This is a genomic window from Chitinophaga sp. (assembly GCF_036569125.1).
In the GTDB taxonomy this organism is placed as follows: Bacteria; Bacteroidota; Bacteroidia; order Chitinophagales; family Chitinophagaceae; genus Chitinophaga.
Map to the genome: position 1 here is coordinate 1 of NZ_DATCRF010000139.1, position 11,627 is coordinate 11,627.

General features: G+C 48.5%; 10 protein-coding genes. 2 read left to right on the top strand and 8 right to left on the bottom strand.

Annotation, left to right across the window (positions count from 1 at the left end; genetic code table 11):
* Positions 1–235 precede the first annotated feature (235 nt).
* Positions 236–1,054 (top strand): glutamate racemase, encoded by an 819-nt coding sequence (gene murI / locus VIM87_RS04925; protein ID WP_331995898.1) that lies wholly within the window; start codon positions 236–238, stop codon positions 1,052–1,054.
* 196 nt (positions 1,055–1,250) lie between these two features.
* Here murI and VIM87_RS04930 read toward each other — a convergent pair whose 3' ends face one another.
* The 8 genes from VIM87_RS04930 to VIM87_RS04965 all read right to left on the bottom strand — a co-directional run bounded on the left by VIM87_RS04930 (position 1,251) and on the right by VIM87_RS04965 (position 11,037).
* Entirely contained in the window at positions 1,251–3,377 is a 2,127-nt protein-coding gene (locus VIM87_RS04930; protein ID WP_331995899.1) for a S9 family peptidase, read from the bottom strand.
* Between the two features lie 13 nt (positions 3,378–3,390).
* Entirely contained in the window at positions 3,391–4,770 is a 1,380-nt protein-coding gene (locus VIM87_RS04935) for a Gfo/Idh/MocA family oxidoreductase (RefSeq protein WP_331995900.1), read from the bottom strand.
* A 159-nt stretch (positions 4,771–4,929) separates the two neighbouring features.
* Positions 4,930–5,694 carry a succinate dehydrogenase/fumarate reductase iron-sulfur subunit gene (locus tag VIM87_RS04940; protein WP_331995901.1) on the bottom strand — a complete coding sequence of 255 codons (765 nt, stop codon included), beginning with the start codon at positions 5,692–5,694 and terminating at the stop codon, positions 4,930–4,932.
* Between the two features lie 143 nt (positions 5,695–5,837).
* Positions 5,838–7,811: a fumarate reductase/succinate dehydrogenase flavoprotein subunit gene (locus VIM87_RS04945; protein WP_331995902.1), complete on the bottom strand. Its 1,974-nt coding sequence runs from the start codon at positions 7,809–7,811 to the stop codon at positions 5,838–5,840.
* A 33-nt stretch (positions 7,812–7,844) separates the two neighbouring features.
* On the bottom strand, positions 7,845–8,528 hold the full coding sequence (locus VIM87_RS04950; RefSeq protein WP_331995903.1) for a succinate dehydrogenase cytochrome b subunit: 684 nt from the start codon (positions 8,526–8,528) through the stop codon (positions 7,845–7,847).
* A 205-nt stretch (positions 8,529–8,733) separates the two neighbouring features.
* Positions 8,734–9,297 carry a hypothetical protein gene (locus tag VIM87_RS04955; protein WP_331995904.1) on the bottom strand — a complete coding sequence of 188 codons (564 nt, stop codon included), beginning with the start codon at positions 9,295–9,297 and terminating at the stop codon, positions 8,734–8,736.
* Positions 9,298–9,322: 25 nt separating this feature from the next.
* Complete coding sequence (gene murQ, locus VIM87_RS04960) at positions 9,323–10,144, bottom strand: N-acetylmuramic acid 6-phosphate etherase (RefSeq protein WP_331995905.1); 822 nt, start codon at positions 10,142–10,144, stop codon at positions 9,323–9,325.
* 20 nt (positions 10,145–10,164) lie between these two features.
* Positions 10,165–11,037 (bottom strand): N-acetylglucosamine kinase, encoded by an 873-nt coding sequence (locus VIM87_RS04965; RefSeq protein WP_331995906.1) that lies wholly within the window; start codon positions 11,035–11,037, stop codon positions 10,165–10,167.
* A 193-nt stretch (positions 11,038–11,230) separates the two neighbouring features.
* On the opposite strand from VIM87_RS04965, the gene VIM87_RS04970 reads away from it, so the two are divergent.
* The coding region (locus tag VIM87_RS04970; protein ID WP_414649588.1) for a S41 family peptidase at positions 11,231–11,627 on the top strand (397 nt) is incomplete at its 3' end.

The window sequence follows — 11,627 nt, forward strand, 5'->3', positions numbered from 1 at the left end:
TAACAAAGGCTTCCCTACCGTACATGGCTGGGTGTATGACCTGCATAATGGTTTGCTGGTAGATCTGAAGATAGACTTTGAAGGTTTGCTGCATGAGATCCAGAAGATCTATGATCTGACCGGGAAAGGAATTCAATTTTAGATTTTAGATTTACGATTTTAGATTTAGGGAAAGGCTTCATTAAAGTGGCAATCAAATCTAAAATCGTAAATCTAAGATGGTAAATCAATTAGTATGCAAGGGCCTATTGGCGTATTTGATTCCGGTTACGGCGGATTAACGGTATTAAAGGAGATCATAGCCGAACTACCGCAATATGATTATTTATACTTAGGCGATAATGCACGTACGCCTTACGGTAACCGCAGCTTTGATACCATACATGCGTATACGTTAGAATGCGTGCAGCATCTTTTCAGGATGGGCTGTCCGCTGGTGATACTGGCCTGCAATACAGCATCTGCAAAAGCGCTGCGTACCATTCAACAAAAAGACTTACCTCATATTGCGCCGGACCGGCGCGTGCTGGGCGTTATACGGCCTACCACCGAGCTGGTAGGCACCTTAACGCAAACCGGCGAAGTGGGCATACTGGCTACCAACGGTACCGTAACATCCGAATCCTACCCGATAGAGATCAACAAATTCTTTCCGCAGGTAAAAGTGCACCAGGAGGCCTGCCCTATGTGGGTGCCGCTGGTAGAGAATAATGAACATGAAAGCAGCGGTGCAGATTACTTTGTTAAAAAACACCTGGATCATATACTGGGCATAGCGCCTGATATTGATACACTGGTGCTGGGCTGCACCCACTATCCTTTGCTGATGCAAAAGATAAAGGAACATTTGCCCGGTGGTATTACCGTATTATCACAGGGTAAGATCGTAGCGCACAGCTTAAAAGATTATTTACACCGGCATCCTGAAATGGAAGCACGTTTAACCAAACAGGGTACGCAAAAATTCTATACTACAGATGATGCGCAGATCTTTGACCGGATGGCAGGGATCTTTTTTGGGAAAATGGTTAAGTCGGAGCATTTGGCGTTGTAGCTGCGCTACAGCGCAGTCCATGGTCGATGGTCCATAGTCCATTGCCTACTGCATATAAGACGTAGTGCGAGTACAGGGAATAAATAATAAGGTATTTATACTAAAAGAAAAGGCGGTTATGCAACCGCCTTTTCTCGTATAATTTCTATTGTGTAATAGGCAATGGACTATGGACCATCGACCATGGACTAAAAAACTACTTCCCTTCCAGCTTCAGCAAAAACGCCTGTTCAAGGGCTGTTTTCTTTAATGCGGTAAACCTTCCTGAAGCGCCGCCATGGCCGGCTTCCATATCGGTTTTCATGAGCAGTAAGTTATGATCTGTTTTTAACTCACGCAGCTTGGCTACCCATTTGGCAGGCTCCCAGTATTGCACCTGCGAATCATGGAGGCCGGTAGTAACCAGCATATTGGGATAAGCTTTAGCTACCACATTATCGTAGGGGGAGTATTGCTTCATGTACTCATATGCATCTTTGTTCTTGGGATTGCCCCATTCATCAAACTCACCGGTGGTAAGCGGAATACTTTCGTCCAGCATAGTGGTAAGCACATCTACAAACGGAACGCCTGCAATTACACCATGCCAGAGGTCGGGCCGCAGGTTGGTCACAGCGCCCATCAGCAGGCCGCCTGCGCTGCCGCCCTGGGCATACAGGTGGTCTGGCGAAGTATAATGCTGCGCTACCAAATGTTCTGCACAGGCAATAAAATCGGTAAAGGTGTTCATCTTTTTAAACAGCTTACCATCCTCATACCAGTAACGGCCCATTTCTTCACCACCGCGGATGTGCGCTATGGCAAAAGCAAAACCGCGGTTCAGCAGGCTTAAACGCGCACTGCTGAATGTAGGCTCTGTAGTAATACCGTAAGAGCCGTAGCCATACAGCAACAGCGGATGCTTATCATTCTTTTCAAATCCCTTTTTATACACAATAGAGATGGGCACTTTTACGCCATCTTTTGCGGTGGCGTATAAACGCTCTGTTACATAATCTTTGGGATCATAACCACCCAGCACCTCCTGCCGTTTCTTTAACTCGCTTTTGCGGGTTTCCATATTATAATCGTAGATAGAGGCGGGTGTGGTCATGGAAGTATAGCTGTAGCGCAGCTCTTTGGTGTCCAGCTCCGGGTTAATGCTAATGCCGGCTACATAGGCCGGTTCATCAAAGTGCAGGTAATGATCCTCATGGTTCTGCAGGTTCATGATGTGCAGCTGTGAAAGGCCATTCTTACGCTCCGCCAGCACCAGGTATTCGCGGAACACTTCAAATTCTTCCAGCAATACATCTGCACGGTGGGGGATCACTTCTTTCCAGTTCTCTTTGGAGGTCTTATCCAGCGGGCTTTCCATCAGGCGAAAGTTCTTTGCATCCAGGTTAGTGCGGATGTAAAAACGATCGTTGAGCGGTTCTATATCGTACAACAGGTCCTTTTGGCGTGGCTGAAAGATCCTGAAGCTGCCTTCGGGTTTGGATGCATCCAGTATGCGGTATTCGGCAGAGAGTGTGCTGGTAGAGGCGATCATGATGAACTGGCCGGATTTGCTGCGGCGTACCTCTACATCAAAGGTTTCATCTTTTTCCATGTACACCTGTTCATCCTTACCGGCTTCTGCCCCCAGCTTATGGCGCAGGATGCGCTCCTCACGCAGTGTTTCCGGATGCTTACCGGTGTAAAAGAAAGTCTGGTTATCATTGGCCCAGGCTACATCTCCGCTGGTTTCAGGAATGGCATCCGGTAAAATGTTGCCGGTTTCCAGCTCCTTCACGCGGATCACATATTTGCGGCGGCTTACCGTATCTACCCCAAAGGCCAGCAGGCGGTTATCAGGGCTTACGGACAGGCCGCTTACATGGCAATAGGCATGGCCCTGGGCTACTTCATTTACATTCAATATCACTTCTTCTGCTGCTTCCAGGCTGCCTTTTTTACGGCAGTAAATGGGATATTCCTTACCGGTTTCAAAACGGGTGTAGTAATAATAACCGTTCTTCATGTAAGGGGCGCTGGCATCGGTTTCCATAATGCGGCCTTTCATTTCTTCATACAGGCTTTCCCGTAGTTTCTGCTGCGGTTGCATGATGGTATCCAGGTAAGCATTTTCTGCCTGCAGGTAGGCGATCACTTTAGGATCGTTCCTGTCATTCATCCAGTAGTAATTGTCTGTGCGTGTATCTCCGTGTATGGTAAGCGTCTTGGGTATTTTTGGCGCTACCGGTGCTGGTACATTCGATTGTTCCGTCATAGTGTTCTTTTTCTCCTGACAGCCTAAAAGGCTAATGCATAATAATGCGGTAAAACCTGGCGTGTGCTTCATATAGGAATGTAAATTAAACAATTTGCATGCTTTCAGGGTTCCAGTGAATGGGCTGCTTTTTAAAGTAGCTTTCATTGGTAAGCAATGCCGGGCCGGCGGCGCGCAGGCCAAAGGTAGCGTCTTCCACAACGGCCTTGCCGGAGCGCATGGCGTCAAAGAAATTTATGAAATGATCCTGGCGGTCGTCATAACCCGCAGGCGCAGCATACTTGCTTTCAGAGCGGTCTCCCTTGCGCATGGATTCAGGATATTTGGTATTGTACTGCTGCACATATGCCTCCTGCTGCGCTCTGGTGAAGGTGTTATACGTGTCCCAGCCGCCATAGCCGGGGGCTTCCGGCAGCTTGTGCTTTTTGATCTTAAAATCGTTCCAGCCCATTTCCAATACGCCTTCTGTTCCAATAAAACGGGTGTATTGCCCGCCACCGCCGCCATCTGCAAAGTTCACCCGCAGGGTGGTCTGGAAGGCAGGATGCACTTTGGTTTCCGGATAGTCGAAAATAGCTATCACTACATCCGGCACATCGCGCCCATCTTTCCACTGCACTAAATTGCCGCTGGCAAAAACGCGGGAAGGACCGGTGGAGCCGGTAATGTAGTGCAGACCGGTGATCAGGTGCACAAACAGGTCGCCGGGAATGCCGGTGCCATAAGCCTGGTAATTGCGCCAGCGGAAAAAACGTACGGGATCAAAAGGCACTTTGGCGGTATCTTTTAAGAAGGTGTCAAAGTCAACGGTTTTAGGGCTGGCATCCGGCGGTATGGAGTACTGCCAGGCGCCCAGCGCATCGTGCCGGTCATAACAGGCCTCTACCACATTCAGCTGTCCTATTTCGCCTGCCTGGTATCTTTTACGCGCTTCTACCATGGCTATGCTGCTTACGCGCTGGCTGCCTACCTGGAACACCTTGCCGGTGCGCTTTTGCGTGGCTATTACCTGGTGCCCTTCTGCTATCTGCTGCACCATGGGCTTTTCGCAATACACGGCTTTACCTTTTTCCATTGCGTAAATGGAAATAGTATCATGCCAATGGTCCGGCGTAGCTACTATTACCGCATCAATATCCTTACGGTCCAGCAGCTCACGGTAATCGCGGGTGGTAAATACATTGCTGCCGTATACTTCCTTTACTTTCTGCAGGTGACCATCATACAGGTCAGCAGCGCCAACAAACTCCACACCGGGCACTTTCAGCGCGGTATCCACATCGCCAAAGCCCATAATGCCCATACCTACGCAGGCCAGGCGGATCTTATCGTTAGCGGATATACGTTTTTCTGGTTGTAGTATATGTATATGTTCCCTGCCCAGGGATGCCAGGGGGCCGGCGCCTATTAAAGCAGCGGTGCTGCCCAATTGCCGGAGGAATTTTCTGCGGGAGTTGTCAGACATAACGTTCCTGATTTTAGGTTAGACGTGGATAGACTGTATAATAATAACGAAAAAAACGGAACTTATGTAAACGCTCCGGAGGAGTGGTAAAAACAAAACAGGCTGCCCCGTTTATAGCGGGACAGCCTGCGGCTTATAATATTCAACCCGGGGCCTTACCTATTTTTCATAGGTAAAACCGGCGCGGATAAACTCGCGGTTCAGGCGTGCAATGTTAGTGAGGGAGATCTCTTTCGGACATTCTGCTTCGCAGGCGCCGGTGTTGGTACAGCTGCCAAAACCTTCTTTGTCCATTTGAGCTACCATGTTCAGCGCACGGGTCGCTCTTTCCGGCTCACCCTGCGGCAGCTGGGCCAGCTGGGATACTTTAGCAGATACGAACAGCATGGCGGAGGAGTTCTTACATGCTGCCACGCAGGCGCCGCAACCAATACAGGCTGCTGCTGCAAATGCGGCATCGGCTTTATCTTTCGGGATGGGAATAGCATTCGCATCAACCGCGTTACCGGTGTTTACGGAGATATAACCACCTGCTTCAACAATGCGGTCAAAGGCGCCACGGTCTACCGTTAAGTCTTTCAGTACCGGGAAAGCCTCTGCCCTCCAGGGTTCTACGGTAATGGTATCGCCATCTTTAAAGGCGCGCATGTGCAGCTGACAGGTTGTAGTACCTGCCCAGGGGCCATGTGCGCGGCCGTTGATATGCATGGAACACATACCGCAAATACCTTCACGGCAGTCATGGTCAAATGCTATCGGTTCTTTACCCTCGTTGATCAGGCGTTCATTCAACACATCGAACATTTCCAGGAAAGACATTTCAGAAGAGATATCTTTTACCTGGTAAGTTTCAAAACCACCCTGAGCTTTTGTATTTTTTTGCCTCCACACTTTTAATGTGAGGCCCATGGTATAATGTTCCATTGTTATGGCTGTATTACTCAATAATAGAATTAGATCACTTTGTTTTAATTAATAATGAAGAATTAATAATTAATAATAATGGAGGCTGTTCTTTCGCGAGAAACCGGCACTACGATTATTAATTATTCATTCTTAATTATTAATTATTTGTACGAGCGCTGAGTAGGTTTACACTCTTCAAATACGAGTTCCTCCTTATGCAATTCGTAGGTGCTATCACCTTTGTATTCCCAGGCAGCTACGTAGCTGAAGTTAGCATCGTCGCGCAGCGCTTCCCCTTCCTCTGTCTGCGATTCTTCGCGGAAGTGGCCTCCGCAGGATTCACGGCGGTTCAGGGCATCGATACACATCAGCTCACCCAGCTCCAGGAAGTCGGCCACACGGCCTGCTTTTTCCAGCTCGGGGTTAAGCTCGTTGGCTTCACCGGGTATACGCACATCTTTCCAGAACTCGGCGCGCAGCGCTTTGATCTCTTCAATGGCTTCTTTCAACCCCTGCTCATTACGGGCCATACCGCATTTATCCCACATGATCTTACCCAGCTTTTTGTGGAAGTGATCCACTGACTTGCTGCCTTTAATATTCATTAAACGGTCGATGGTCTCCTGCGCCTGCTTTTCTGCTTCCACAAAGGCCGGATGGTCTGTGGGAATAGCTTTGGTGCGGATCTCATCAGCCAGGTAGTTACCAATGGTGTAAGGTATTACAAAGTAACCGTCGGCCAGGCCCTGCATGAGCGCAGATGCACCCAGGCGGTTAGCGCCGTGGTCAGAGAAGTTGGCTTCGCCTAAAGCATATAAACCAGGTACGGTGGTCATCAGCTCATAATCCACCCAAAGGCCGCCCATGGTATAGTGTACGGCAGGGTAAATGCGCATGGGCACTTCATAGGGATCTTCGCCGGTGATCTTGGCGTACATATCGAACAGGTTACCGTATTTCTCCACTACTACTTCTTTCCCCAGCTGGCGGATCTGATCCTCGGTAGCGTTATTCAAACCACGTTTGCCGGCTTCTATTCTGCCATAACGCATGATATTGAAGGCAAAATCCAGGTACACGGCCTGTTTGGAGCTACCTACGCCATAACCGGCATCGCACCTTTCTTTGGCGGCACGGGAGGCCACATCGCGCGGCACCAGGTTACCAAAGGCAGGGTACCTTCTTTCCAGGTAGTAATCTCTTTCGTCCTCAGGTATATCGCTTGGTTTGCGGGTATCGTTCTGTTTTTTAGGCACCCATATGCGGCCGTCGTTACGCAGTGATTCTGACATCAGTGTTAATTTGGACTGATGATCACCGGAAACGGGGATACAGGTGGGGTGGATCTGCGTAAAGCAGGGATTACCAAAGAAAGCGCCTTTTTTAGTTGCTTTCCATGCTGCGGTTACGTTTGAGCCCATGGCGTTGGTAGACAGGTAGAACACGTTACCATAACCACCGCTGCACAGCAGCACGGCATGGCCAAAATGGCGTTCCAGCTTACCGGTAATAAGGTCACGTGCAATAATGCCGCGGGCCTTGCCATCTATCTTTACAATATCCAGCATTTCATGGCGGGCATACAACGTTACATTGCCCAGGGCTACCTGCCGCTGTAATGCGGAGTAAGCGCCTAACAGCAGCTGCTGGCCGGTTTGGCCGGCGGCATAGAAAGTACGCTGTACCTGTGTACCGCCAAAAGAGCGGTTGCTAAGCAGGCCGCCATATTCACGGGCAAAGGGCACACCCTGCGCCACGCACTGGTCTATAATATTAGCGCTTACCTCTGCCAGGCGATGCACATTGGATTCGCGGGCACGGTAGTCGCCACCTTTTACGGTATCATAAAATAAACGGAAAACGGAATCACCATCATTCTGGTAGTTCTTGGCAGCGTTAATACCACCCTGTGCTGCAATACTGTGCGCACGGCGGGCGCTATCCTGAAAGCAGAATGCTTTTACCTTGTATCCTAATTCGCCCAAAGAGGCCGCTGCTGAAGCGCCTGCCAGTCCGGTACCCACAATGATTATTTCCAGACTGCGTTTGTTAGCCGGGTTCACCAGCTTACAATGTCCTTTATAATCTTCCCATTTACTATTTAACTGGCCGGCAGGAATTTTTGCATCCAACATAATATGTCAAAAATTTGAGAGTAAAGCTTGAAATTATTTGAAAAATATTACCACCGGAATAGCAGCAAAACCAATGGGGATCAGGATGCCAAACAGCCATACCCCTATGAAATTAATTAAGCCGTTGTATTTAACATGGTTTAAACCAAAGGTCTGGAAGGCGCTCCTGAAGCCGTGGATCAGGTGAAAGGACAAACCGATCATACCGATCACATACAAGGCTACCAGCCAGCCTTCCTTAAAGGCATACTGTACTGTGGTATACAGGTCCTTTACCGGTTCGCCGGTGGCTTCGTAGTTAATGGTGGGTACATTGCCGAAGTGGAATTTCCACCAGAAATCGGCCAGGTGAATAATGATGAAAATGAGCAGGATGCTGCCCATAATCGCCATCTGGCGGCTAAACCAGGAGGAGGTTTGGTTACCCGGGTTAATAGCATACTTCACCGGGCGTGCCTTACGGTTACTGAAAGTAAGCTGCAGGGCAATGATTGCGTGCAGCAGGATCACGATCTTTAAGCCCCAGGCAATAAACTGGATCAGGCTATTGTGCCCCATGAAGGCGGCATAGCTGTTAAAAGCCTTGCCCCCGTCGTTGTACAGCAGCTGGACGTTACCGGCCAGGTGCACCAACACGAAGCTGCAAAGGAAAAAACCGGTAGCGCCTACTAATAATTTCTTGCCAATAGAGGTATCGAAGAATTGTGACCACTTCATATAAAATACTGAGCTTCCTTATAAGTAATATGATAAAATTCCTAAATGTCGGGCAAATTTAACGCAGGAAAAGTTAAAAGCAAATGATATTTCTCAGTTTTAGCTAATTAACTAAGTCCGTGTTCCATAGTGGATGGCCTATAGAAGTTTCCTATATGCGTTAAACGACCACATGTTATGGACTATTGACCATGAACCTTTTAGCCTACTCCAGCCGCCGCATCATGGCATTATCGATGAGATTATAGAGGTGCTGGGGCTGGTAGGTTCTCCATTTGTCGTTTTCAAGCAGGTGTACGTAATTGTCCAGGTGGGCCTTCACAAAGTCGTGCTTGGTTTGTTCGGGCATGTTCAGGCTCACGATCCAGCCGCCCTCGTCCTTAATATCATCCCACCACTCCTCATAATAACAATCGTCTGAGGAATGAAAGTTCATGACATTTTCTGTGATGAGAATAAATTTGTTAATGCCTTCTGCTACCATGAGGTCTATGATCTCCCTTTTCAGGGTCATAACATCATTTTCAATGGCATCATTCCATTCTCCCAACAATTCTATAATGGCAAAGTTGAACTGGTAATCTGCAAATAATACTTTCAGATACAGTGTGCGGGAGCCAAAATCGTCCCACTGCGGATGTACGTAATAGTTATATACGGTATTGGTAAATTCAAATTCGCTGTACTCCCTGCCATAGAAAGGCGATAGCTCATCTTCTTCCGCTGCGTACAAATGCCGCCAGTTATAATATGGTTCTATATCGTGCATGGGCTCTCAATCTACTCTCCTAAAGTTACGCCATCTTACTATATTCTTCCACCGCCTTTCTGACACTGCCGGCTTTTAACAGCAGGTCTTTAGCGGCCTCATACTCGGTGAGCTGCAGTTTTTCCATCAGCATTTTCACGCCTCTGTCCACCAGCTTATCATTGCTCAGCTGCATATTCACCATTTTATTATCCTCTACCCTTCCCAGCTGGATCATTACTGCGGTAGAGATCATATTTAATACCAATTTTTGCGCGGTGCCGCTTTTCATGCGGGTGCTGCCGGTTACAAACTCGGGGCCTACCACCACCTCTATGGGATAATCGGCGGCGGCGGATAAGGGTGCGCCGGCATTACAGCATATGCTGCCGGTAACCACTCCCTCCTGCCGGCACTTTTGCAGGGCGCCAATTACATAGGGGGTGGTGCCGCTGGCGGCAATACCTATTACCACATCTTTTTCTGTAACGTTAAATTCCTGCAGGTCTTTCCAGCCCTGCTCCCGGTCATCTTCTGCAAACTCCACTGCCTTGCGGATGGCGGCATCCCCACCGGCAATAATGCCTATTACCAAACCATGCGGTACGCCAAAAGTAGGCGGGCATTCCGATGCATCCACAATGCCCAAACGGCCGCTGGTACCGGCGCCCATGTAAAACAGGCGGCCGCCGGCCAGCATTTTATCTGCGATGGCTGCTACCAGCTTTTCTATCTGCGGAATTACTTTTGCTACCGCCTGGGGTACCGTTTGATCTTCTTTATTAATATTGGTCAGGATCTCCGCTACGGTCATCTTTTCCAGGTGGCGATAGTGGGAAGTTTGCTCCGTTACTCTTACAAAGGACATTCTATTTTAGATTGTAGATTTCAGATTTTAGATTTCACGCCGGCTTCCTCATGGTATTTTATTAAACCATCCATCGGGTTGCGTAATACAGATCCCAGCTGCAGCTCATACAGCTCGCACAGGGCCTGCAGCACATCCCGGAAATGCCAGGCGATGCTACCGGTAAAATGCAGCGGATGCGTCCAGCTTTCGCTGTACTTATAAATATGGTTAAAGAAAAAATCGTTCAGGCCATCTTCCAGTATATTCTCTACAATAAAATGCCCGCGGTTCTCGCCCAGGAACACGGAAAAGCCGGCCAGGTAGCGGTTAGCCATGGGTTTACGGTACACATTTTCCAGGATCTCGTCTTTATTGGTACGGTACTTTGCATCAAAGCGCATTTGCAGCTCATCGTCAAAAGAGTTATAACAATAATACTGCAGCAGCTTGCGGCCCAGGTAAGCGCCGCTGCCCTCATCGCCCAGTATAAAGCCCAGGCCGGGGTTATTATGTGCAATACGTTCACCGTCGTAATAACAGCTATTGGAACCGGTACCCAGTATGCTGGCTATGCCGGGACTGTGCTGGCATAGCGCGTGCGCAGCGGCCATCAGATCATGTGATACCGCAATATTTGCATGGGGCCATACGGCGCCCAGGGCTTCCTGCATGATCTGTATACTTCTGGGCTGCGAACAGCCGGTACCGTAGTAAAAGATCTCTTCTACCTCTACCCCCGGGGGCATTTGCGGCTTCAGCTCCTTTTCCAGCACCTCACGCACCTGCTGGGCGTTAAGGAAAAAAGGACTGATGCCCTGTGTTTGATAACGGAAATGATCACTTGGAGTTAACAGGCTCCAGTCTGCCTTGGTAGAACCACTATCCGCTATCAGCTTAACCTTTACAGGCATATCCGTTGATTTATGAAATTAATGTAGCAGAATATAATTATGCTATTTTTGTCACAATTTAAACAAATCGGCCAATTTATAATTTTAGATTTACGATTTCAGATTTTAGATTTGATAATGCGTTCCCCGCTTCAGGTGAATCTGAAATCAAAAATCCAAGACCGTAAATTGATTGGGGCTCAATACAGGAATTATGTCAAACAATAGAAAGCTGAATGTTTTTTTACCCCTCTTATTTGCAATCGTGCTGGCGCTGGGAATGTACCTGGGTCATAAAATGCCCGGAGCGCAAAGTGGAAGCACCGTACTTTTTAACCGGGGTGGCCGCAGCGCTTTACAGGAAACCATGGACCTTATTAAAGTAAAATACGTGGATACCTTAAAGGTAGACGACCTGCAGCAGGAAGCTATAGATGGTTTATTATCCCACCTGGATCCGCACTCCATATACATACCCCCTACCAACCTGGCCGAAGTGAATGAAGACCTGGAAGGTAATTTTGAAGGTATTGGCGTGGAGTTTAACATTACAGATGATACCGTGAATGTAGTGGCAGTGCTGGCCGGCGGCCCTTCTGAAGCAGCAGGAG

Coding starts and splice junctions, on each gene's coding strand:
- VIM87_RS04940 (WP_331995901.1), bottom strand. CDS start 5,694: ATGGAACATTATACCATGGGCCTCACATTAAAAGTGTGGAGGCAAAAA.
- murQ (WP_331995905.1), bottom strand. CDS start 10,144: ATGTCCTTTGTAAGAGTAACGGAGCAAACTTCCCACTATCGCCACCTG.
- VIM87_RS04950 (WP_331995903.1), bottom strand. CDS start 8,528: ATGAAGTGGTCACAATTCTTCGATACCTCTATTGGCAAGAAATTATTA.
- murI (WP_331995898.1), top strand. CDS start 236: ATGCAAGGGCCTATTGGCGTATTTGATTCCGGTTACGGCGGATTAACG.
- VIM87_RS04965 (WP_331995906.1), bottom strand. CDS start 11,037: ATGCCTGTAAAGGTTAAGCTGATAGCGGATAGTGGTTCTACCAAGGCA.
- VIM87_RS04935 (WP_331995900.1), bottom strand. CDS start 4,770: ATGTCTGACAACTCCCGCAGAAAATTCCTCCGGCAATTGGGCAGCACC.
- VIM87_RS04930 (WP_331995899.1), bottom strand. CDS start 3,377: ATGAAGCACACGCCAGGTTTTACCGCATTATTATGCATTAGCCTTTTA.
- VIM87_RS04955 (WP_331995904.1), bottom strand. CDS start 9,297: ATGCACGATATAGAACCATATTATAACTGGCGGCATTTGTACGCAGCG.
- VIM87_RS04945 (WP_331995902.1), bottom strand. CDS start 7,811: ATGTTGGATGCAAAAATTCCTGCCGGCCAGTTAAATAGTAAATGGGAA.